This window comes from Halomonas aestuarii (assembly GCF_001886615.1).
GTDB classification, from domain to species: domain Bacteria; phylum Pseudomonadota; class Gammaproteobacteria; order Pseudomonadales; family Halomonadaceae; genus Halomonas; species Halomonas aestuarii.
On sequence record NZ_CP018139.1, the window covers coordinates 2,747,817 to 2,770,294 of the forward strand.

Genomic DNA, 22,478 nt, shown 5'->3' on the forward strand with positions numbered 1-22,478 from the left:
TGATCCGGGTCAAGGATGTCGATGCTTCTCCTGTTTCTCCCTCTGCTCCCGCTCCTCGCGGGCCTCCAGGCGTCGCAGCTGTCGCCAGAGGTCACGGCGCAGGTCGGCCATGCGCGGCGCCTGATCGGCGCTGAAGGCGAGCGGCCGGGCCAGGCGCTGGGTGCGCAGCCCCAGGCGCGCCCCCAGTAGCCCGATGCCGAGCCCCTGGGCGGCCCGGGTCGAGAGCTTGCCGGCCAGGTCCATGGACAGCATCTCCATGCTCGCCTCCCCGGCGATCTCGCTGGCGCCGGCGAAGGCCATCTGGTAGAGCACGCTGCGCAGCAGCCGCAGGCGCGCCGCATAGCCCAGCTCCAGCCCGTAGAGCCGACACAGCCGGTCGACCATCGCCAGGTGGCGCCAGGCCACCAGGCCCATGTCCACCAGCGTCAGCGGGCTGACCGCCACCATCACCGCGGTCTCGCCGGACATCCGCGAGATCAGCCGGCTGGCCTCCCGATCCCGCGGGGCGAGCAGGTGGTGGTCGAGCAGGGCCCTAACGTCCTGCCCGTCATGGTGGGGCTCCCGGGCGGCCAGGAAGGCCTGCCAGTGGGGGTCGTCGTCATCCAGGGCGAGGTCGCGCCGGAGCTGAGCCGCCAGGGACCGCGCCTGGGCCGGGGTCGCCTCGGGCAGGGCGGCGAGGCGATCGCGCAGCCGCGCGTGGCGGGTCAGGCGTCGCAGGCGCCAGAGCTCGCGCAGCAGCGCCGAGCCGCCGAGGCCGAGTGCCATCAGCAACAGCAGGCTCCAGGCGCCGGCCAGCCAGTCGCCGCCGAGGCCGGCGGCGTACAGGGTGCGGCCGGCTTCCAGCGCGCCGAGGCCGAGGCTGCCGCCGAGCAGCGCGAGCAGCCCCCAGCGGCGCTTGCGGGGGCGCATCAGGTTCTCGCCCAGGGCCTGCTCCCCGCGGGCCGCCTCGGGGTCCGGGGCGGCCGGGGGCTGGCTCGGCAGTCCGGCATCGAAGTGTCGGCCCGGACGGGGATCCCCGGGGGCGGTGTCGACGTCGGGCCCGTCTTCGAGGGTGAAGTGCTCGCCCGGGCGCGGGTCCTGCTCGCGGTGAGGGGTCATGACAGCTTGTCTCCGATCAGCCAGTCCAGGGCGGCGTCCATGCGGATGTGCGGCAGGGGCGCGCCGGTATCCCGGGGCAGCGGACGGAAGGCGGTGAAGGCGAACCCCTGGCGGGACCAGAAGTCGGCCCGGGGCAGGCGGTCCGGTACCTCGCCGGGAAACAGCAGCAGTGACTCGCCGGCTAGGGTCGTGCCGCGCAGGGCCGGCGAGCGGCGCCCCTGCTGGTTCACCTCGCGGCTCTCGGTGGCGCGGATCGCCGCCAGCGACAGGGCCCGGACCGGCACGTCGGCGAAGCGCAGGTCCTTGAGCGGGTCGGCGAGCAGGGCCTCGAGCAGGGCGACCAGGCGGCCGTGCTGCTCGGGGGTGACGTGGTCGGCCTTGGTGGCGGCGATGGCCAGGCGGTCGATGCGCGGCGCGAAGAGCCGCGTCAGCAGGCTGCGCTTGCCGTACTGGAAGCTCTGCATCAGGCGGGACAGCGCCCGGGAGAGGTCCTCGAAGCGCTCCGGTCCCGCGTTGAGGGCGCCGAGCACGTCGACCAGCACGATCTGGCGATCGAAGCGACGGAAGTGCTCCCGGTAGAAGGGGCGGACGATGTGCTGCTGGTAGTGGCGAAAGCGTCGCGCCAGGGTGGCGTAGAGGCTCTCGGCCGGCAGGGCGGCGAGGGCGTCGCGGTCGGCCTCGGCGATGCCGGGCAGGGGGAAGAACTGCAGCACCGGGGCGCCCTCGAGCTCTCCGGGCAGCAGGAAGCGTCCCGGCTGCAGGTCGGCGAAGCCGGCCTCCCGGGCGGCCCGGAGCCCGGTCGCATAGCGCTCGGCGATCTCGGCCAGGCGCGCCTCGTCGACCTCCTCGGCGGGGTCGAGGTCCTTCACCATCGCCTGCCAGTCGGCAAACAGGGCGGCGCGCTCGCTGCCCCCGTCGTGGCGCTGGGTCTGGCTCCAGCTCAGGTAGTCGTGGTCCAGCAGCGGCAGGTCGAGCAGCCACTCGCCGGGATAGTCGAAGAGGTCCAGGGTCAGCTGACGGGTCTCGCCCCCGAGCAGGCCGCTGCGTGTGGGCCGGTAGCGGATCGCCAGGCGCAGCTCGCTGATGCCACGGGTCGGGTCGGGCCAGCGCGGCGGCTGGTCGTCCAGGGCCGCCATGGCCTGGTCGTAGGGGAAGCGCGGCACGCCCAGGTCCTGCTGCTGGACCCGGCGGGCCCCGAGCAGCCGTCCCTCCCGGGAGGCGGGCAGCAGGTCGAGGCGCGCCTCGAGGCCGGCATGGCGCAGCTGGTTGACCAGCGAGGTGAGAAAGGCCGTCTTGCCCGAGCGCGACAGGCCGGTCACCGCCAGGCGCAGCTGTCGGTCCCGGCCGCGCTCGAGCAGGTCGTGGAGGTCACGGGTCAGGGGAGGGCGCATGGGGCTTCCTGGCTGTCGGCGGTGGCCGCCCTAATGTGCGGGTCCCGCTCGCGCCTGACAAGGGATGGTGCGACGAAACGCCGCTGCCCCGCGCGGGGCGGGGCAGCGGCGGGCGGGAGGGCAGTCACCGTCAGCCGGCGAAGGCCGCGTAGATGGCGATCACCAGGATCACCAGCACGATGCCGGTGGGCACCGCGCCCCGCCAGGGCGTCAGGTCGACGGCGCCGCTGTCCTCCTGCACCCAGTCGGTGGCGCGCGGGCACAGCTTGCCGATGACCAGCATCACCGCCACCAGCAGGACGAAGACCGCGGCCACGAAGTGGAATTCGTGCATGAGGGTCGGCAGCCTGCTGAACGGCGGCACGAAGTAGCCGGCGAAGATCAGCAGGCAGCCGCCGATCAGCGCCACCTTGGCGGCCAGCGGCGGCACGCGCTTGGTCAGCAGGCCGACGACCACCACGGCGAGGATCGGGATGAAATAGATGGCGTTCATCTTCTGCAGGTAGCCGAACAGGCTGTCCTGGCCGGCCAGCAGCGGGGCGATGGTCATCGACACGACGGCCATGATCCAGCCGAACACCTTGCCGGAGTTGACCACCTGCTCCTCGCTGGCGTCCTGCTTGAACACCCCCTTGTAGATGCCGAGGCTGAAGATGGTGGTGGTGCTGTTCAGCGCCGAGTTGAAGGAGGACAGGATGGCGCCGACCATCACCGCGGCGAAGAAGCCGGTGAGGGAGGGCGGCAGCACGTCGAACACCAGGTGGCCGTAGGCCTCGTCGGCGGCCACGCCCTGATCGGCGTAGAGGTGATAGGCGATGATGCCGGGCAGCACCAGGTACAGCGGGCCCAGCAGCTTGAAGAAGCCGGTCAGCAGCACGCCCTTCTGGCCCTCGGCCAGGCTCCTGGCGGCGAAGGTGCGCTGGATGATCTGCTGGTTGGTGGTCCAGTAGAAGAGGTGCAGCAGCAGCACGCCGGTGAAGACGGTGGCGAAGGGCACCTGCTGCTCGGGACCGCCAATCGAGTCGAGCTTGTCCGGGTTGGTCGCCTTGAGGATCTCCCAGCCTTCGAACACGCCGCCGTCGGCGCTGACCGCCTGCAGGCCGAAGTAGACGATCACGAAGCCGCCGACCAGCAGGCCGATGCCGTTGAGGGTGTCGGAGACGGCGACGGTGCGCAGGCCGCCGAACAGGGCGTAGACCGAGCCGATCAGGCCGACTACCCACACCGTGAGCCACAGCAGGGCGGTATCCGAGCCGATGCCGGTGAGCCCTGAGAGGTCGAGCATCCCCTGCAGCCCCATGGCCCCGGAGTAGAGGATGATCGGCAGCAGGATCACCGCGTAGGCGATGAGGAAGATCACGTTGGTGATCAGCTGGGTGCCGGCATCGAAGCGGATCGACAGCAGCTGGGGCAGGGTGGCGATGCCGCTCTTCAGGAAGCGCGGCAGGAAGAACAGCGCCAGGGCCACCAGGGCGATGACCGCGATCACCTCCCAGGCCATGACGGAGAGGCCGTCGCTGAAGGCCGCCCCGTTGAGACCCACCATCTGCTCGGTGGAGAGGTTGGTCATCAGCAGCGAGCCGGCGATCAGCGGGAAGGTCAGGCTGCGACCGGCCAGGAAGTAGCCGTTGGAGGTCTCATGGTCATCGCGGCGGGTGAGGCGCCAGGTGATGAAGGCGACCAGTCCCGTGAAGAACACGAAGGACGCCAGTGTGAGGGCATGCATGTTGGAAACATCCTTGTTTGGTACGAATTCCATCGCCCATCGAGGCATTGATGGGTCAAGATGTCGGTAAACTTACGAGAATGGCGGACGAGTCTGGTCCGTTGACTTGCATCCGCCATTCGACCTTGGTCTTAATTTTCTCTCAACGGGGCGTGCATGTCGATGGTGCGGTCAGTTCGGTGGCAGGGCGCCCGCCGGCATCGGCTCCACCAGCCCGAACAGCTGCAGCAGCACGGGGGTCGCGGCGATCACGAATCCGAGCACCGCGAGGCTCCGCCCGAGCAGGCGCCGCTCGGGGCGCCGGGCCAGGGTGAGCCCCCCGATGCAGACCAGCAGGCCGAGGATGTTGAAGACGTAACCGAGCATCTGCATCAGTTCGAAGGTGGTCATGAGGTTCCCTTGTGGTGAGCGGGGTGGGAGACGGCTAACCTCTGATGGTACCAGCTCCGCCCCGGGGCAAAGAGGAGGACATCATGGAGGAACGCCGCCCGGAGGAGGTGATCGACTTCTGGTTCGGGGAGCTCAAGCCCGCCCAGTGGTTCCGCAAGGACCCGGCCCTGGATGCCGAGATCGGCAGGCGCTTCGATACGCTGCTGACGGCGGCCGGCCGGGGAGAGCTGTGGCAATGGCGGGCCTCGGCCCGGGGTCGTCTGGCCGAGGTGATCGTGCTCGACCAGTTTCCGCGCAACATACATCGCGGGTCGTCCCTGGCCTTCGCCTGGGATCCGCTGGCCCTGGTGCTCGCCCAGGAGGCCGTCGCCCAGCGCGCGGACCGCCTGCTGGACGTGCCCTGGCGGGCCTTCCTGTTCATGCCCTACATGCACAGCGAGTCGCTGGCGATCCACGACGAGGCGCTGCGCCTGTTCGCCCAGCCGGGCCTCGAGGAGAACCTGCGCCACGAGCACCGTCACCGGGACGTCCTGTCGCGCTTCGGACGCTACCCTCACCGCAACGCCCAGCTGGGCCGGGCCTCGACGCTCGAGGAGCGGGCCTTCCTCGACCAGCCTGGCTCCTCGTTCTAGGCGTGCCCTCCGGCACGTCGGGCTTTTCTCCCGCCCGCCGGCGAGGCACCATCGACCCTGTTCACCAAGGATAAAGGAGCGTACCCCATGGGAATCATTGCCTGGCTGATCATCGGTGGCCTGGCCGGCTGGATCGCCGGCCACATCATGCGCGGGGGCGGCTTCGGGCTGCTCGGCAACATCGGGGTCGGCGTGGTGGGCGCCGTGGTCGGCGGGGGGCTGTTCGGCCTGCTGGGCCTGCAGGCCGGGGGCTTCATCGGCTCGCTGGTCACCGCCGTCGTCGGCGCCGTGGTGCTGCTGTGGGTGATCGCCAAGGTCAGGAAGGCCTGACGCGCGGCATCCACCGGACGCGCCCTCGCCCCGGCGTTCCGCCGGGGCCTGACGACTCGCCGGGCGCCCCGCGCCCGGCCGCCTCAAGGGACCCGCATGTACGTACTGAAACGCCTCGGCGCGGTGCTGATCCGCGGCGTCGCCGACATGGGCTGGGGGGTGCTGGGCCTGCTGCTGCTCGCCTACCTGCTGCTCGCCTGGCTCGGCCTCGCGCTGACCGGCGAGACGGCCCTGGTCGACTCGCCGACCACCTTCCTCTACTACATGATCGTCACCACCTCCACCGTCGGCTACGGGGACGCCTCCCCCGTGACGCGGGGCGGTCAGCTGATGGTCGTGTTCTTCATCATTCCGGTGGGGATCGGGCTCTTCGCCACCCTGCTGGGCAAGGCCTCCGCCCTGGTGATCTCGCAGTTCACCCGGCGCCTCAACGGGGAGCAAGCGATCGTGCAGAAGGACCATATCGTCATCGTCGGCTTCAATGCCTACACCGAGTCCCTGGTGGGGCAGGTCCGCGAGGAGGCGCGGCCCGGCCAGGTGGTGGCGCTCTGCGTGGACGCCGACGCCCCGGCCCGCAACCCCTTCCTCGAGCAGGGGGTGGAATACTTCCGGGCCGCCGCCCTGTCGGACGAGTCGCTCTATGAGCGGGCCTCGGTGAAGGACGCCTCCCTGGTGGTGGTCGACGTCGAGGACGACAGCGAGACGAACCTCGTCTGCATGCACCTCTCCGCCCTGGTCGGCGAGCGCTGCCGGATCACCGCCTACGTGAAGAACCAGATGGTGGGGCGTCTGCTCGAGACCCATTGCCCCAAGGTCAACGTGATTCCCTCCCTGCACCAGAAGATGCTGGTCAAGGCCGCCCTGGACCCCGGCAGCGAGGAGGTCATGCGCCTGCTGGTCGGTGCCGACCAGGGGCAGACCCAGTACTCGACCCGCCTGGCGGGCTTGTCGGTGGCGCTTCCGGTGGCGCAGGTGGCGAGCCGGCTGCGCGCCGGGTGCCGGGCCTCGCTGATCGCGATCCGCCAGGCCGCGGAGCTCCATCCGGTGCTCAACCCCGACGACGACCTGCTGCTGGCGGCGGGGGACGAGGTCTTCTACATCGCCGAGCGCCGGATCCCCTCCGACGAGCTGGCCGGCCACCTGGCCGGCGAGGCCGCGGGCACGGCCTAGCGGCGTCCCGCCCGGGGCGTCACCCGGCCGGCGTGGGCAGGATGCGCCGGTAGCGATCCAGGCAGCGGTCCAGCCAGTCGCCGTTCAGCGAGACCTCGCGGGGCGAGGCGGGAAGCCTGACCTCGAGCAGGAAGAGACCGTGACGCTCGCTGCCGGCCTCGGCCAGGCGCCGGCCGAGCTGCCTGGCGAGGTCGGGCGGCAGGGCCTCGGCGCGCCGCCAGGTGAGCCGCAGGGCCTGCTGTTCGACCAGGTACTGGAAGCGCGCCGCGTCCTTGAGCACCGCCATGCCGCCCTCGGCCAGTCCCCGGGAGAGGCTCTCCAGCTTGCGGTAGCCCGGGGCCCCGGCGGCCCGGCAGGCGTGGGCGCCCTCCACGAAGCAGGCCTCCCGTTCGTCGGGGTCGTCCGGCCATCGGCCACCGCGACGCCGTTCCGGGCTGGCCACGAAGGGCAGCACCACCGAGACGGCCGGTGTGCCGTCGCCGAGCCTCGCCTCGCGGGCGCCGACCATCCCGTGGGTCAGCTGGCCCCTGAGCCAGCGGTAGTCGCAGGCCTGCTGGATCCTGGCCTGGGCATCGTTGACCGTGTGATGGGCCCCCTGCAGGGAGCGCAGCAGGGAGAGGGTGCGAAAGATCATGGCGCGGTCCCGGTGCGAAAGAGCGAAGGTGTCATGGCATGTCCGACCATAGCAGGCTCGACGGCTGAGGGCGTCAACGGCGGCAGTCCCCCAACGCAAACCGCCCGGCTGTCTCCAGCCGGGCGGTGTCGTTTGCTGCCGTGGTCGGAGTATCCCGTGTCAGGCGGTGGCGGCGCTCTTGCTGCCGACCAGCTCCTTGAGGGACTCCTCGACGATGGCCAGGCCTTCCTCGAGGATCTCGTCCTCGATGGTGACCGGCATCAGGAAGCGGATGGTGTTGCCGTACAGGCCGCAGGAGAGCAGGATCAGCCCCTTCTCGCGGGCCTTCTTGCACAGCGCGCCGGCCAGGTCGGCGTCCGGGGTGTGGTTGGCCTTGTCGGACACCAGGTCGATGGCCGCCATGGCGCCCATGTTGCGACCGTTGTCGACGCAGTCGAAGTCCTGCTGCCACTTTGCGAAGCGCTTGGCCAGCTTGTCACCGAGCGCCTGGCTCTTGCCGAGGATGTCCTCTTCCTCGAACACCTCGAGCACTGCCAGAGTCGCCGCGCAGGAGACCGGGCTGCCGGTGTAGGTGCCGCCCAGCGAGTTGGCGCCGGAGGCATCCATGACCTTGTCGGTGCCGACCACGGCGGAGATCGGCATGCCGTCGGCCATGCTCTTGGCCATGGTGATGATGTCCGGCTCGACGCCGCTGTGCTCGATGGCGAACAGCTTGCCGGTACGACCGAAGCCGGACTGCACCTCGTCGATGATCATCAGGATGCCGTGCTCGTCGCAGATCTCGCGGATCGCCTTGAGGAAGCTGGTCGACGCCGGGTAGAAGCCGCCCTCACCGAGCACCGGCTCCAGCACGATGGCGGCGGTGTCCTTGGGGTTGGCATCGGTCTTGAGGGTCATCTTCAGGCCGCGCAGGGCCTCGTCCTCGCTGACGCCGTGGTAGGGCACGGGGTAGGGAGCGCGGAAGACGTTGCCCGGCATGCTGCCGAAGTCGGTGGCGTAGGGCGCGACCTTGCCGTTCATGGCCATGGTCATGAAGGTACGGCCGTGGTAGCCGCCGTCGAAGCAGATGACGTTGTTCTTGCCGGTGGCCGCGCGGGCGACCTTGACCGCGTTCTCCAGGGCCTCGGCGCCGGAGTTGGCCAGCATCACCTTGGCATGGCCGCGGACCGGGGTGACCTGGCTGAGCTTCTCGGCGACCTTCACGTAGCCCTCATAGGGCATCACGGTCTGGCAGGTGTGCATGACCTTGTCGAGCTGGTCCTTGACCGCCTGGACCACCTTGGGGTGGCGATGGCCGATGTTGAGCACGCCGATGCCGCCGGCAAAGTCGACGATGCGGTTGCCGTCGGCGTCCCAGATCAGGGCGTTCTCGGCGCGGTCGGCGAACTGGGTGGCCGGGCTCGCGGCCCCATTGGCCACATAGCGCTGCTTGAGTTCGTTGAGCTGTGCGTTGTTCATGGATCCTGCCTCCTTGGTAAGACGTTGCGGGCGATCAGAGGCCGCCGACACAGACGTATTTTAGTTCAGTGTACTCGTCCAGGCCGTGGCGCGACCCCTCGCGTCCCAGGCCCGATTCCTTCACGCCACCGAAGGGCGCCAGCTCGGTGGAGAGGATGCCCTCGTTGACTGCCACCATGCCATACTCGAGCCCTTCCATGACATGCCAGATGCGGCGATAGTCGCGGGCATAGAAGTAGGCGGCGAGGCCGAATTCGGTGGCGTTGGCCATGGCGATGGCCTCTTCCTCGGTCTCGAAGCGGAACACCGGGGCCAGCGGGCCGAAGGTCTCCTCCCGGGCCACGCGCATCTCGTCGGTGACGTCGGCGACGATGGTGGGCTGGAAGAAGGTGCCGCCTAGGGCGTGCGGCTCGCCGCCGCAGACCAGGCGCCCGCCCTTCTCGAGGGCATCGGCGATGTGGGACTGCACCTTGTCGACGGCGGCGGCGTTGATCAGCGGGCCCTGTACCACGCCCTCGTCGAGGCCGTTGCCGACCTGGAGCTGGGCCACCCGGGCGGCGAGCTTCTCGAGGAAAGCGTCATAGACGCCGGCCTGGACCAGCAGGCGGTTGGTGCACACGCAGGTCTGGCCGGAGTTGCGGTACTTGGAGGCCACGGCGCCCTCGACGGCGGCATCCAGGTCGGCGTCGTCGAAGACGATGAAGGGCGCGTTGCCGCCCAGCTCCATGGAGGCCTTCTTGACCGTGCCGGCACACTGGGCGAGCAGCATCTTGCCGACCGGGGTGGAGCCGGTGAAGGAGATCTTGCGCACGCGAGGATCGGTGGTCAGGACGTCGCCGATCTCGGCCGGGCGGGAGGCGGTGACCACGTTGATAACGCCCGCGGGGAAGCCGACGTCCTCGGCGAGCTTCGCCAGGGCCAGGGCGGTGAGCGGCGTGGCCTCGGCCGGCTTGATCACCACCGGGCAGCCGGCGGCCAGCGCCGGGGCGCACTTGCGGGTGATCATGGCCAGCGGGAAGTTCCAGGGGGTGATGGCCGCCACCACCCCGATGGGCTCTCGGAACACCAGGATGCGCTTGTCCGTGCCGTGGCTCGGCAGGGTCTCGCCGGCCACGCGCTTGGCCTCCTCGGCGTAGTACTCCACGAAGGCGGCGCCATAGGCCACCTCGCCGCGGGACTCGGCCAGCGGCTTGCCCTGCTCGAGGGTCATCAGCCGCGCCAGGGCCTCCTGGTGGTCCATGATGCTGTCGAACCAGCGACGCAGCAGGGTCGCACGCTCCTTGGCGGTCTTGCCACGCCAGGCGGGCCAGGCCTCTGCGGCGGCGGAGACGGCCTCACGGGCATCCTCGCCGGTCAGGTCGGGGACCTCGGCCAGGCACTCGCCGGTGGCGGGGTTGGTCACGGCGAAGCGGCGCTCGCCATCGCGCCACTGGCCGGCCACATAGGCCTTGTCGATCAGCAGCTCGGGTTGCGTGGACATCGGGGTTCCTCGTGGCTTGATCATCTTGTTGGACGAGTGTGCATTATTTAAAACAAGTCGCCAAGCCTTCATCATCCTCGTTTTTCACGCTCTGCCCCCACTCGACCATCGGCGCTGGCATGGCTTTCCGTTACACTATGCCGCCGACTTGTCGCACGACGCGGCACTGCACGTTTCTGTTCCGGTCTTTGTCGAGGTGAGCCTTGGTCGATCCCCTTAATGCCTGGTGGGCCCAGCAGCTGGTGCTGTGTGACTGGGCCTTCGCCCCCGATCCCCTGACGGTGGACGCGGAGTCGGCCGTCGAGCGGTTGGCGGCTCTGGGAGTTGTCGACCGCGGCGAGCTGGGATGGTGCCTGCTGGAAACCCTGGGGACCGGCGTTCAGGTCGACCCGGCCAGGCTGCTGGCCGGCCTGGAGCTGGTGGCCCTGGGCGGGGGAGCAGGCTGGCTCGGCGAGACGCGGGCCCGCGACTGGGCCCAGCGGCTGGCGGAGGAGGTCAGTGCCCGGCACACCAGCCTCGACGCCTGGCTGGCGGCGCTGCTGCATGCCCGCAGCGCGGAGGGCTGGGTCCGCGGTGACGACGGCTTCTTCGATGCCTGCGAGGCGCTGGCGGCCCTCGAGCACGACGGCGACGGCGTGACCTGGGAAATGCTGCAGGAGTGGCTTGCGAGCCACCCTCGTGAGGCCGAGCTCTGGCCCACGGCCCCCGAGCACCAGGTGTGGCGGCTGCGCGCCGCCTTCTCGCCGGTCCTCGAGCTGCCGGCCGGCGCACGGGACTGGCAGGACCTCGAGGCCTGGCTGGTAGAGGCGTGGCAGATCCACCACCGCGATGACCTGGTGCGCAGCCTGCTGTGGCTGGCCGCCCAGGGCGACCGTCAGGGCTGGGACCTCGACGCCTCGCGGCTGCTCGAGGCCGATGACGCGACGCGCCAGCAGTGGCGGGAGGCCCTAGACGGCGGCGAGCGGAACTATGGCCGGGTGCTGCTGGGCTTCCTGGAGCGGGGCGAACCCCTGGAATGGGCGGCCTGGGACTGGCTGCGACTGGTCGACCTGGCCTGGGCCGGTGCCTGCCTGGGCTGGCTCGACGAGCAGGAGGCCCGCGACTTCGCGCACCACGGGGCGGATCTGCTGCTGCGTCGCTACAGCGACTGGGCGGCCCTGGCGCGCGCCTACCAGCGCGGCCGCAGCCTGTTCGAGGGGCGCAACCTCTTGCCGTCCCTGGAGGCTGACTGGTCGCTGCTGCTGCAGTCGCCGGTGAGTCCCTGGCGTCCGGCCCTGCAGGGGCTGATCGACGATGCGCTGATCGAGGAGTCGCGGGTCGCCATGCGGGCCTGGCGCCGGGATCCCCGCCACTGGGTGCTGGCGCTGGCGGCGGTGCGCGAGCCCGAGTTCGCGGCCCGCCAGGGACCGCCGCCGGAGCTGCCGGCGGTGCGGCGCGCGGAGGCACGCCGCTACCTCGTCGAGACCCTCGACCTGCATGCCGACGAGGGGGTCGAGGCCCTCTCCCGCTACTGGCTGCCGGCCCAGGCCCACCACCTCAACCAGCTGGCGGCGGATGCCGCCCACGGGGCCCTGCCGCCGGCCGAGACCCCCTTCGGCCATCCGGTCCCCGCGGAACTCGCCAGCCGCGACGTGCTCAAGCAGGCCAGTCGCCATGCCGCCACGATCCACATGGCCGAGAAGTTCGCCTTCCACCTGCAGATGGCCATGGACAGCGGCGACTTCGATGCCCGCCGCCTGGACGGGCTGGCGGAGGCCCTGCAGGGCTCGCTGTGCCGCTTCTATCCCGATGCGCGACGCCTGCTGCAGGCCTGGGCCCACTGGGAGAGCCTGCTGCCCGAGCCCGAACAGCCCCCGATGGTCGCCGAGATCCGCTGGCACCTGGAGGACCCCGGCAGCCTCTTCCAGTGGCTCGACTGGCGAGGCGGGGCCTGGCGCGAACCCGGCACGAGGCCGACGCTTGCCCACTTCACGGCCATGGCCCTGGTCGGCCCGCTCAACAGCCCGGCCTGGAGCCTGCCCCAGCCGGAGAGCGAGCGCGAATGCGCCGCCATCCGCGACTGGGTCGATGGCCACTATGCCCTGCACGGGGAGGCCGAGCTGGCCGAGTTCCTCGAGTACCTGATCGAGGCGGGCGACCGTCAGGAGTACCAGATCAACTACGCCCCCTACACCCTCAACCGGGGGCGCCTGGCCTCGGAGATCGCCACCCTGGAGAGCGGCGAGTGCAGCGAGGAGGAGGGCGCCCACCTGCTTCGCCTGAAGAGGGTCAGGGACGACGAGGACGGCTGCAACGACATCGACCTGGCGGCCTGGGACATCGCCCAGGCCGTGGACCTGGCCATTGCCGGCCGCCAGCTCGGCTGGCTGGGCGAGGCGGCCTTCCTGCGCCTGCTCGAGCGGGCCCATGCCCTGGCCAGCGAGCACTATGCGGGCTGGGAGGAGTACGCCCGCGGGCTGCATGCCGGGTTCTCCTTCTTCATGGGCGAGACGCCCGAGCGCGAGAGCTTCCTGGCCGGCTTCCGGCAGGCCCTGGTGGCCTGGCTCTCCGGGGCGCCTCCCCTGGCCGGCGCCTGGGCCAGCCTGGACTTTCCCGGGGCGCGGCCGCGTCACTGGGCGCCGCTGCACATCGATACCCTGCCGGGCGACCGGCGCACCCTCCACTAAGGTCTCGCCCTGTCGATCGCATTTGGTTTATAGTCGCCCCGAAAGAGGTCACGGCTCCCCCGCGGGGGGAGTCTCCGTCAGTCAGCGAGCAGCCGAGAGGGCGTTGTGGCAGTGATCCCGGAGCCGTTCCGGCAGCACGCCCACAGCGACACTCCGCAGGACCCGAGGACCCCATCGTGTCGATGGGGCGGGTGAGGCTCCGTGAACGAGGTCGTTGCAGGATGCTGGACACACGCGCGTGTCGTGTCGGAGTCATGGGGGCCGCCCTGGCGCTGCTGGCGGGCTGTGCCTCGCCGGGAGGCAGCGAGGAGGAGGAGGCCGTGGGAGCCTACTTCGCCCGGGACCTGCCCGGCATGCCCGCCGATCCCCTGATGTCGCCGGTGGACAACCCCATCCTCGAGGTCCGCGGCCTGCGTCATCCGCCCCCGCGGCTGATCCGTCGGGCCCTGCTGGCGCAGCACGAGCGCTGGGTCGGGACCCCCTACCGGCTGGGTGGCGCCTCCTCCCGTGGCATCGACTGCTCGGCCCTGGTCCAGACCATCTTCAGCGACACCTTCCGCTTCGACCTGCCGCGGACCACCGAGCAGCAGGTGCAGGAGGGCCTCGAGATCGAGCGTGACGCCCTGCGTCCCGGCGACCTGGTGTTCTTCCGTCCCCCCGGCGCTTACCGCCACGTGGGCATCTATGTCGGCGAGGGCCGCTTCCTGCACGCATCCACCTCCCGCGGCGTGATGATCTCCGATCTCGACAACCGCTACTGGCAGCGCTACTACTGGCAGGCCCGCCGCACCCTGGAGCCGGTGCTGCTGGCCCGGCGCCTCGCCACCACCGGTGAGGGCTGAGCGGGCGACATGATCGCCGCGCACACTCGCACCTGGTGGCGTGCCACCCTGGCCCTCTGCCTGGGCTCCTTCCTGGTCTTCATCAACCTCTACGCTCCCCAGCCGCTGCTGCCTGCGCTGCGCGAGAGCTTCGGCGTCTCGACGCTGGGCATCAGCCTGGTCATGTCGGTCTCCACCCTGGCCCTGGCCGCCTCGCTGCTGGTGTTCGGTCCGCTGTCGGATGCCATCGGCCGGGGCGCCATCATGCGCGTCTCCCTGCTGGTGTCCGGCCTGCTCTCCCTGGCGCTGGCGCTGGCACCGACCTTCGAGTCCCTGCTGGCGCTGAGGGCGCTGCAGGGGTTCGTGCTGGGCGGTTTGCCGGCGGTGGCCATCGCCTGGATGGGGGACGAGTTCGAACGACCGGCCCTGCTCTCGGCGGTGGGCCTCTACATCGGCGCCAATACCCTCGGCGGCATCAGCGGTCGCGTGGTCGGCGGTGCCGTGGCCGAGATCGGTGGGGCGTCGGCGAGCTTCCTCGCGGTGGGGGCCATGACGATGGCCGGGCTGGTGGTTTTCTGGAAGCTGCTGCCCCCGGCCCGCGCCTTCACCCCGCGACGCTTCGAGCTGCGGGGCGCCCTGGCCGACCTCCGGGCCCACCTCGCCACGCCGCCGCTGATCGGGGCCTATCTGCTCGGCGGGATCAACTTCATGATCTTCATCAACCAGTACAGCTACATCACCTTCCGCCTGGCGGAGGCGCCCTTCGGGCTGGGCACCCGGCTGCTGGGGCTGATCTTCCTGACCTACCTGGGCGGCACCCTGGGCTCGTCCCTCTCCGGGCGGCTGGCCGCCCGCTGGTCGCAGCCCGCCTGCATGATGCTGGGGATCCTGATCCTCATGGGCGGCACCGCGGTGACCCTGGCCGGATCGCTCGCCTGGATCATCGCCGGGCTGACGATCAATGCCTTCGGCTTCTTCCTGGCCCACTCCATGGCCTCGAGCTGGGTGGGGCGCCACGCCCGCCGGGCGCGGGGCAGCGCCTCGGCCCTCTACCTGGTGTTCTACTACAGCGGCGCCAGCCTGGGCGGCTTCTGGCTGGAGCCGTTCTGGCGCGCCGCCGGCTGGCACGGCGTGACGCTGGCGTCCTGGCTGATGCTGGGGGTGACGCTGGCGCTCGCCGCCTGGCTCTGGCGGGGCGAGCGCCGCCAGGCTCAGGGGGCCGAGCTGGCGCTGGCCTCCTCGCCCCAGACATCCTCGAGCCGGTCGACGCGGCCGCAGGACGACTTGTAGAAGCGGTAGCGCACCGGGTTCTCGGCGTAGTAGTTCTGGTGGTAGTCCTCGGCCGGATAGAAGGCATCGAAGTCGCTGATCTCGGTGGCGATCTCCCGATCGAAGCGGTCGGCCACGGCCTCTCGGCTGGCCTCGGCCTGCGCGCGCTGCTCGTCGTTCATGGGGAAGATGGCACTCCGGTAGGAGTCGCCCTGGTCGCAGAACTGGCGGTTCACGGCGAAGGGGTCGATGTTGCGCCAGAAGACGTACAGCAGGGTGCCGTAGTCGACCTGGTCGGGGTCGTAGTCGACCTTGACCACCTCGGCATGGCCGGTCCCGCCGGCCACCACCTGACGGTAGGTAGGATTTTCCGTATGGCCGCCGGAGAAGCCCGAGGTGGTGGCCAGCACGCCGTCGACCTTGTCGTAGGCCTCTTCCATGCACCAGAAGCAGCCGCCGGCGAACACCGCGCTGGCCGGCGCCTCGCTGGCCTGGGCGGGGCCGCCGAGGAGGAGGGCGGCCGGCAGGGCGAGCAGCGCGAGGTGGCGCAGGGAAGGGGAGGGCAGCAGGTTCATGGGTGGCTCCATCGATGAGGGGTGTTAGATTGGAGGCTATCGACCGCCAGGGGTTCCGTACAAACCCTGTTCAATAATATGTCCACTGTAAGGGGAGGCGCCCCGCCCCGACAGAGGGGCGTTCCTTCCTGTGGCAGATGCCATGTCCACTCCCTCGCTCACGACCAGGAGCTCCCCCTTGACCCGACGACGCCTGATACTCGCGGCCGCGATTGCCCTGCTGGTGGCGGCCTACTTCCTCAGCGGGGCCAACGAGGCCCTGACGCTGGCCAACCTCCAGGCCGAGCAGGACCGCTTCCAGGCCTGGCTGGCTGCAGACCCCCTGACCGTTGCCGGCGGCTTCTTCCTGATCTACGTGGCTATCACCGCGGTCTCGCTGCCGGGTGCCACCCTGCTGACGCTGCTGGGCGGGGCGCTGTTCGGCTTCGGCTGGGGACTGCTGCTCATCTCCTTCGCCAGCAGCCTGGGGGCGACGCTCGCCGCGCTGATCGCCCGCACCCTGGCGCGCGAGCCGCTGGAGCGGCGCTTCGCCGCCCAGCTGGAGCGCATCAACGCCGGCATCGAGCGGGAAGGCGCCTTCTACCTGTTCACCCTGAGGCTGATCCCGCTCTTCCCCTTCTTCGTCATCAACCTGGTGATGGGCCTGACCCGCATGCGGCTCACGACCTTCTACTGGGTCAGCCAGGTGGGCATGCTGGCCGGCACCGCGGTCTACGTGAATGCCGGCCGTGAGCTGGGCCAGCTGGAGTCGCTGGCCGGCATCCTCTCCCCGGGGCTGATCGGTTCCTTCGTGCTGATCGGGCTCTTTCCCTGGCTGGCGCGTGGCCTGGTGGCCGTCGGCAAGCGCCGGCAGCTGGCCCGTCGCTTCCAGCGTCCCCGGCGGTTCGACCAGGACATCGTGGTGATCGGGGGCGGTTCGGCGGGGCTGGTGGCGAGCTACATCGCCTCCGCCGTCAAGGCGCGGGTGGCGCTGGTCGAGCGCGACCGCATGGGCGGCGACTGCCTCAACACCGGCTGCGTTCCCTCCAAGGCCCTCATCCGTGCCGCGCGGATCGCCAGCGAGATCCGCGAGGCGCCGCGCTATGGCGTCAAGGCCGGCGAGCCCGAGGTGGATTTCGCCGCGGTGATGGGACACGTCCATCGCGCCATCCGCGAGGTGGCGCCCCACGACAGTCGCGAGCGCTACGAGGGCCTGGGCGTGGAGGTCGTCGCCGGGGATGCTTGCCTCGAGGATCCCTGGCGGGTCAGGGTCCGGGACGGCGAGGGCGAACGGGTGATCACGACCCGCCATGTGATCATCGCCAGCGGGGCACGTCCCCGGGTGCCGCCCCTGCCGGGCCTGGAGGGCATCGAGGTGCTCACCTCGGACAACCTCTGGCAGCTCGAGCGCCTGCCCGAGCGCCTGGTGGTGCTGGGCGGCGGCCCCATCGGCTGCGAGCTGGGACAGAGCTTCGCCCGGCTGGGCAGCCAGGTGTCGCTGGTGGAGATGGGGGAGCAGCTGCTGCCCCGGGAGGACCGCGATGTGGCCGGCGAGGTCGAGACCCGGCTGGACGAGGAGGGCGTGTCGGTGCGCCTCGCCACCCGCGCGCTGCGCGTGCTGCCCGACGATCGCGGCGGCCAGGTGCTGGAGGTCGAGCGGCGCGGCGATGACGGCGAGCCACGCCTCGAGCGCCTGCCCTTCAGCCACCTGCTGGTCGCGGTGGGGCGCCAGGCCAACGTCGAGGGGCTGGGCCTCGAGGCCCTGGGGGTCGAGACCCGGCCCGATGGCACCCTGGCGGTGGATGAGGCGCTGCAGAGCGTGCTGCCCAATGTCTGGGCCTGCGGTGACGTGGCCGGCCCCTACCAGCTGACCCACGCGAGCGCCCACCAGGCCTGGCATGCCACGGTGAACGCGCTGTTCGGCGAGCTCAGGCGGTTCCGCGTGAGCTACCGGGCCCTGCCGGCGGTCACCTTCACCGATCCCGAGGTGGCCCGGGTCGGCCTCAACGAGCGCGAGGCGGAGCGCCAGGAGGTGGCGGTCGAGGTCACGCACTACGCCCTGAGCGAGCTGGATCGCGCCATCGCCGAGGGCAGCACCCGCGGGTTCGTGAAGGTGTTGACCGTGCCCGGCCGTGACCGTCTCCTCGGGGCGACCATCGTGGGCCCCGGCGCGGGGGAGATGCTGGCCGAGTTCACCCTGGCGATGACCCACGGCATCGGGCTCAACAAGCTGCTGGGTACCATTCACCCTTATCCGACCCACAGCGAGGCGGTGAAGGCGACGGCGGGGGTATGGAAGAACGCCCACAAGCCGGAACGCCTGCTGGGCTGGCTGGCGCGCTACTTCGCCTGGCGGCGCGGCAGCAGCGAGGCCGTGAAGGAGGGCCGCTGATGCTCGATCGCTGGACGATGCCCATGACCCAGGCACCGCTGTCGATGCTGGCCCGGGGCCTCGCCGCGCAGCGGGTCCACCCCGACCAGGTGACGGTGGTGGCCTTCCTGGTCGGCCTGCTGGCGCTGCCGCTGCTGGCCCTGGAGTGGTACCTGCCGGCGCTGGTGGCGATCCTGCTCAATCGCCTGGGCGATGGGCTGGACGGGGCCCTGGCCCGGCTGTCCGGTCGCGGCAGCGATGCCGGCGGCTTTCTCGATATCGGCCTCGATTTCGTCTTCTACGGGGCGGTGGTGCTCGGCTTCGCCCTGGCCGACCCGGCCGCCAATGCCCTGGCGGCCGCCTTCCTGCTGTTCGCCTTCATCGGCACGGGCACCTCCTTCCTGGCCTTCGCCATCATGGCCACGCGCCACGGCCTGGAGCGGCCCCGCTTCCAGCAGAAGGCGTTCTACTACCTGCACGGCCTGACGGAGGGCACGGAGACCGTGATGGCCTTCGTGGTCTTCTGCCTGTTCCCCGACCATTTCCCGCTACTCGCGCTCCTCTTCGCTGGGGCCTGCCTGGTGACCACCGCCACCCGGCTGTGGGGCGGCCATCGGACCCTCAGGGCCTTCGAGGACGAGGCGTAGGCGGGGCGGCGGTTTCCCCCATACACGACAAAGGGGCAGCCAGTGGCTGCCCCTTTGCGTCCTGCCATGCCGGATTCGCCGTCAGGCGGTGGGCATGGTCTCGGCGATGCGATCAGTGCTCGTGACCGCCTTCACCGTGCACGTGGCCGTGCTCGACCTCTTCCTCGCTGGCCTCGCGAACCTCGGCGATCTCCACGTCGAAGTTCAGGGACTGGCCGGCGAGCGGATGGTTGCCGTCGACGGTGACGGTATCGCCGTCCACCTGGGTCACGGTGACCATCAGCGGGCCGCCCTGAGTCTGGGCCTGGAACTGCATGCCGGGCTCGACGTTGTCGACGCCCTGGAAGGCATCACGCGGCACTTCCTGGACCAGCTGGGCCTGGACCTCGCCATAGCCTTCCTCCGGGGCAACCTGCGCCTGGAGCTTGTCGCCTGCAGCGCGACCTTCCAGTTGCTTCTCGAGGCCCGGAATGATGTTGCCGGCGCCGTGGAGGTAGGTCAGCGGCTCGCGGCCTTCCGAGCTGTCCAGCACTTCACCTGCATCGTTGGTCAGGGTGTAGTGGAACGCGACAACGGAATTCTGCGCAATCTGCATTGATGAACCTTTCGGTGAGTGCATGTGGCCAGCTATGGTAACGCGGCAGTCAAGGGGCTGTCAGGGCCATGGAGGAAATTCAGGATGCCGGAGGCGAGCCTGAGCGGCATTCACGCCTGCCGATCCGGGGGGCGATCCCGTGGGAGCGGGACCTTCGGACTGTTGCGTGGCCTATCGGGCAGGGATACCCTTGAAGGCCACGAATTCACCCCTTCCTTCGTTCGACCCCTCCATGGAGAGTGCCATGACCCCGATCCTGATCTGGCTGATCGCCTTTGCCGTGCTCCTGTTCCTGTTCCTGAAGCGCTGGGATGCCTCCGTCAGTGGCGCCCTCGACAAGTTGCTGCCCGCTGTGCTGCGCAGTGAGGATGACCGCTGGATCTGGAGCCCGGCACTCGCGGTGCTGGTCGCCACCTTCATGGTGCAGCCGGTGGACCTGCTGTTCACGCTGATCATCATCGGTCTGCTGGCGCTGATCGGCACCAAGCTGGCCGGCTGGGCCATGAACAAGGTCGATATGCACTGAGGGGCCGACCAGGGCGGGCTGCCTCGACCCGCCCGTCTGCACCACGCTAAAGGCCCGCGGATCACTCCGCGGGCCTTTCTCATGCCGGGCTCGCCTCGGGCGGGCCGCCGTCGGCCTCGCCGGCCTCAGTAGGGTGCGACGCTGGCGCTTGCGCCGCTGCCGATGATGCGCACGCGCTGGCCGACCTGATAGGCCTGGTCCGCCTTCTGGACGATGACCACGTTCTGGCCGTTGTCCTGACGGATCTCGATCTCCCAGGCCGGGATCAGGTTGGCGGACTCCTCGATCCGGGAGCCGGCGACGCTGCCGGCGATCACCCCGGCCGCGGTGGCGAGGGTCTTCCCCGAGCCGCCGCCGACCTGGTTGCCCAGCAGGCCGCCGATCACCGCGCCGCCGCCGGTGCCGATGAGGCCCCCGGCCCGGCTGTCGGCCTGGATCTGCACCCGCCGCAGGGCGGTGATGGTGCCGAAGGTGACGGACTGGGCCGCCTTGGCCTGGTTGCCGGTATAGACGTTGCCGGAGTAGGGCGCGGTATTGGCGCAGCCGGCCAGCGTCAGGGCGCCGAGGGCGAGAACGGGAAGAAGGCGCTTCATGAAGGATCTCCTTGGTGTCCTTGATGAACACTCGGCCACGGGATGATGGCCCAGGGTTGGTGAACGGTGTTCGCTAATGAGTCTACTCACAGCCAACCGGCTTGGCCAGAGGTAGGCCGTCCTTGTCTCGAGTGTAGCGCCGAGCCGGTGCAAACAATATGAAAAAAGGGAGGCCAAGAAGGCCTCCCCGGGGTCCAGCGACCAGGCCAGCGGCCTCAGCCGAACTGGTTCATGGTGTTGTCCTTGCCGCCGGCCTTCAGCGCCGCCTCGCCGTGGAAGAACTCCTTGTGGTCGTCGCCGATGTTCGAGCCGGCCATGTCCTGGTGCTTGACGGTGGCGATGCCCTCGCGGATCTCCTTGCGCTGCACGCCCGCCACGTAGGCCAGCATGCCCTCGTCGCCGAAATAGCCCTTGGCCAGGTTGTCGGTGGACAGGGCCGCGGTGTGGTAGGTCGGCAGGGTGATCAGGTGGTGGAAGATGCCGGCCTCGCGGGCGCCGTCACGCTGGAAGTTGCGCGTCCACTCGTCGGCAAGCCTGCCGAGTTCGGTCTCGTCGTACCTGGCGTTCATCAGGTCGGCGCGGTCGTAGGCAGAGACGTCCTTGCCTTCCTTCTCCCAGGCGTCGAAGACCTGCTGGCGGAAGTTCAGGGTCCAGTTGAAGGACGGCGAGTTGTTGTAGACCAGCTTGGCGTCCGGGCAGACCTCGCGGATGCGATTGACCATGCCGGCGATCTGGCCGACGTGGGGCTTCTCGGTCTCGATCCACAGCAGGTCGGCGCCGTTCTGCAGGCTGGTGATGCAGTCCAGCACCACCCGGTCCTCGCCGGTGCCCGGCTTGAACTGGAAGAGGCCGGAGGCCAGGCGCTTGACCTTGACCAGCTTGCCGTTCTGCTTGATGACCACGTCGCCGTTGTTGATGTCGGAGGCGCTGTCGATCTCGTCGCCGTCCAGGTAGCTGTTGTACTGGTCGCCCAGGTCGCCGGGTTCGTTGGTCACGGCGATCTTCTGGGTCAGGCCGGCGCCCAGGGAGTCGGTGCGGGCGACGATCACGCCGTCCTCGACGCCGAGCTCCAGGAAGGCGTAGCGCACGGCGTTGATCTTGGCGATGAAGTCCTCGTGGGGCACGGTGACCTTGCCGTCCTGGTGGCCGCACTGCTTCTCGTCGGAGACCTGGTTCTCGAGCTGGATGCAGCAGGCACCCGCCTCGATCATCTTCTTGGCCAGCAGGTAGGTGGCCTCGGCGTTCCCGAATCCGGCATCGATGTCGGCGATGATCGGCACGACGTGGGTCTCGTGCGCGTCGATCTTCTCGATCAGCGCATTGGCCTTGGCCTGGTCGCCGGCCTTCTTCGCCTCCTCCAGGTCGCGGAACAGGTGGTTCAGCTCCCAGGCGTCCGCCTGGCGCAGGAAGGTGTAGAGCTCCTCGATCAGCGACGGCACGGTGGTTTTCTCGTGCATGGACTGGTCGGGCAGCGGACCGAACTCGGAGCGCAGCGCGGCGACCATCCAGCCGGAGAGGTAGAGGTAGGAGCGCTTGGTGGTGCCGAAGTGCTTCTTGATGGAGATCAGCTTCTGCTGCCCGATGAAGCCGTGCCAGCAGCCCAGCGACTGGGTGTACTGGGAGCTGTCGGCATCATAGGCCGCCATGTCCTCGCGCATGATCTTAGCGGTGTAGCGGGCGATGTCCAGGCCGGTCTGGAAACGGTTCTGCACCCGCATGCGGGCGGCGTGCTCCGGATTGACGTTGTCCCACTTGCCTTGCTGGGCCTCGCGCAGTTGAGCCAGCGCCTTGAGTTCTTCTTTGAATGTTGCCATGGGGCCATCCTTCGGGTCAGGAGTGGAATCTCGCGAGCGCGTGCCTCTCTCGGGCCGCGTCGTCGGCGTCGCCTGCTGCATCATTCGGCCAAGCCTGCTGATCTGGAAAAGCCTTATGCTGCACTTGCGAAGTATCATCAGGTTCAACCAGTTGTCCGGGGTTGTCTCTACGGCCTTGGTCGAACCTCGGAGAGGGGCAGGGCGGTCGGTCCTCGGCGCCTGTGCGACCGGTGACAAACGACCGTTTTTCCCTCTCCATGGCATCCACTATGGCCCGTGATGGCGGGATCCAACAATTGACACTTGGGCGCAG

Annotated in this window: 20 protein-coding genes; 9 read left to right on the top strand and 11 right to left on the bottom strand. The window is 69.7% G+C overall.

The features are described from left to right. Window positions 1-9: 9 nt before the first annotated feature. From BOX17_RS12795 to BOX17_RS12810, 4 genes are all read right to left on the bottom strand, one after another. Entirely contained in the window at window positions 10-1,098 is a 1,089-nt protein-coding gene (locus BOX17_RS12795; RefSeq protein WP_071945149.1) for a TIGR01620 family protein, read from the bottom strand. Continuing rightward, window positions 1,095-2,489 carry a YcjX family GTP-binding protein gene (locus BOX17_RS12800; protein WP_071945151.1) on the bottom strand — a complete coding sequence of 465 codons (1,395 nt, stop codon included), beginning with the start codon at window positions 2,487-2,489 and terminating at the stop codon, window positions 1,095-1,097. Before BOX17_RS12800 ends, BOX17_RS12795 begins: the two co-directional genes overlap by 4 nt. A 130-nt stretch (window positions 2,490-2,619) precedes the next feature. Beyond that, window positions 2,620-4,215, bottom strand: coding sequence for a solute:sodium symporter family transporter (locus tag BOX17_RS12805; RefSeq protein WP_071945153.1), 1,596 nt, complete (start codon window positions 4,213-4,215; stop codon window positions 2,620-2,622). Window positions 4,216-4,386: 171 nt separating this feature from the next. Further along, complete coding sequence (locus BOX17_RS12810; RefSeq protein ID WP_071945156.1) at window positions 4,387-4,605, bottom strand: hypothetical protein; 219 nt, start codon at window positions 4,603-4,605, stop codon at window positions 4,387-4,389. Between the two features lie 83 nt (window positions 4,606-4,688). Here BOX17_RS12810 and BOX17_RS12815 point away from each other — a divergent pair, with 83 nt between their 5' ends. The 3 genes from BOX17_RS12815 (at window position 4,689) to BOX17_RS12825 (ending at window position 6,737) form a co-directional block, all read left to right on the top strand. Then, window positions 4,689-5,237, top strand: coding sequence for a DUF924 family protein (locus BOX17_RS12815; protein WP_071945158.1), 549 nt, complete (start codon window positions 4,689-4,691; stop codon window positions 5,235-5,237). 87 nt (window positions 5,238-5,324) lie between these two features. Continuing rightward, on the top strand, window positions 5,325-5,567 hold the full coding sequence (locus tag BOX17_RS12820; protein WP_071945160.1) for a GlsB/YeaQ/YmgE family stress response membrane protein: 243 nt from the start codon (window positions 5,325-5,327) through the stop codon (window positions 5,565-5,567). A 96-nt stretch (window positions 5,568-5,663) separates the two neighbouring features. Continuing rightward, window positions 5,664-6,737, top strand: coding sequence for an ion channel (locus tag BOX17_RS12825; protein ID WP_071945162.1), 1,074 nt, complete (start codon window positions 5,664-5,666; stop codon window positions 6,735-6,737). 19 nt (window positions 6,738-6,756) lie between these two features. Here the strand turns inward: BOX17_RS12825 and BOX17_RS12830 are convergent, their stop codons facing one another. The 3 genes from BOX17_RS12830 to BOX17_RS12840 all read right to left on the bottom strand — a co-directional run bounded on the left by BOX17_RS12830 (window position 6,757) and on the right by BOX17_RS12840 (window position 10,309). Then, window positions 6,757-7,371 (bottom strand): hypothetical protein, encoded by a 615-nt coding sequence (locus BOX17_RS12830; protein WP_071945164.1) that lies wholly within the window; start codon window positions 7,369-7,371, stop codon window positions 6,757-6,759. 159 nt (window positions 7,372-7,530) lie between these two features. Then, window positions 7,531-8,829, bottom strand: a complete 1,299-nt coding sequence (gabT, locus tag BOX17_RS12835) for a 4-aminobutyrate--2-oxoglutarate transaminase (RefSeq protein WP_071945166.1) — start codon at window positions 8,827-8,829, stop codon at window positions 7,531-7,533. 34 nt (window positions 8,830-8,863) lie between these two features. Continuing rightward, the gene (locus tag BOX17_RS12840; protein WP_071945168.1) at window positions 8,864-10,309 is read right to left on the bottom strand and encodes an NAD-dependent succinate-semialdehyde dehydrogenase; all 1,446 of its coding nucleotides are present in this window, start codon (window positions 10,307-10,309) and stop codon (window positions 8,864-8,866) included. 203 nt (window positions 10,310-10,512) lie between these two features. Between BOX17_RS12840 and BOX17_RS12845 the strand changes: the two genes are divergently transcribed. The 3 genes from BOX17_RS12845 (at window position 10,513) to BOX17_RS12855 (ending at window position 15,086) form a co-directional block, all read left to right on the top strand. After that, window positions 10,513-12,975 (top strand): DUF1266 domain-containing protein, encoded by a 2,463-nt coding sequence (locus BOX17_RS12845; RefSeq protein WP_071945170.1) that lies wholly within the window; start codon window positions 10,513-10,515, stop codon window positions 12,973-12,975. Between the two features lie 221 nt (window positions 12,976-13,196). After that, a complete protein-coding gene (locus BOX17_RS12850; protein WP_071945172.1) occupies window positions 13,197-13,817 on the top strand; it encodes an NlpC/P60 family protein in 621 nt (206 codons plus the stop codon). A gap of 9 nt (window positions 13,818-13,826) precedes the next feature. Beyond that, window positions 13,827-15,086 carry an MFS transporter gene (locus BOX17_RS12855; RefSeq protein ID WP_071945174.1) on the top strand — a complete coding sequence of 420 codons (1,260 nt, stop codon included), beginning with the start codon at window positions 13,827-13,829 and terminating at the stop codon, window positions 15,084-15,086. Here the strand turns inward: BOX17_RS12855 and msrA are convergent. Continuing rightward, window positions 15,008-15,640: a peptide-methionine (S)-S-oxide reductase MsrA gene (gene msrA / locus BOX17_RS12860; protein WP_071945176.1), complete on the bottom strand. Its 633-nt coding sequence runs from the start codon at window positions 15,638-15,640 to the stop codon at window positions 15,008-15,010. The genes BOX17_RS12855 and msrA overlap by 79 nt on opposite strands. Window positions 15,641-15,818: 178 nt before the next feature. Here msrA and BOX17_RS12865 point away from each other — a divergent pair, with 178 nt between their 5' ends. Continuing rightward, window positions 15,819-18,011, top strand: coding sequence for an FAD-dependent oxidoreductase (locus BOX17_RS12865; protein ID WP_071945178.1), 2,193 nt, complete (start codon window positions 15,819-15,821; stop codon window positions 18,009-18,011). After that, the gene (locus BOX17_RS12870; RefSeq protein ID WP_071945180.1) at window positions 18,011-18,637 is read left to right on the top strand and encodes a CDP-alcohol phosphatidyltransferase family protein; all 627 of its coding nucleotides are present in this window, start codon (window positions 18,011-18,013) and stop codon (window positions 18,635-18,637) included. Before BOX17_RS12865 ends, BOX17_RS12870 begins: the two co-directional genes overlap by 1 nt. A gap of 112 nt (window positions 18,638-18,749) precedes the next feature. On the opposite strand, the gene BOX17_RS12875 is transcribed toward BOX17_RS12870, so the two are convergent. Next, on the bottom strand, window positions 18,750-19,232 hold the full coding sequence (locus tag BOX17_RS12875; protein WP_071945181.1) for an FKBP-type peptidyl-prolyl cis-trans isomerase: 483 nt from the start codon (window positions 19,230-19,232) through the stop codon (window positions 18,750-18,752). Window positions 19,233-19,476: 244 nt separating this feature from the next. On the opposite strand from BOX17_RS12875, the gene BOX17_RS12880 reads away from it, so the two are divergent. After that, window positions 19,477-19,758, top strand: a complete 282-nt coding sequence (locus tag BOX17_RS12880; RefSeq protein ID WP_071945182.1) for a hypothetical protein — start codon at window positions 19,477-19,479, stop codon at window positions 19,756-19,758. Between the two features lie 125 nt (window positions 19,759-19,883). On the opposite strand, the gene BOX17_RS12885 is transcribed toward BOX17_RS12880, so the two are convergent. Then, a complete protein-coding gene (locus BOX17_RS12885; protein WP_071945183.1) occupies window positions 19,884-20,351 on the bottom strand; it encodes an outer membrane lipoprotein in 468 nt (155 codons plus the stop codon). A 215-nt stretch (window positions 20,352-20,566) separates the two neighbouring features. After that, window positions 20,567-22,165, bottom strand: a complete 1,599-nt coding sequence (locus BOX17_RS12890; protein ID WP_071945184.1) for an isocitrate lyase — start codon at window positions 22,163-22,165, stop codon at window positions 20,567-20,569. Window positions 22,166-22,478: the final 313 nt, after the last annotated feature.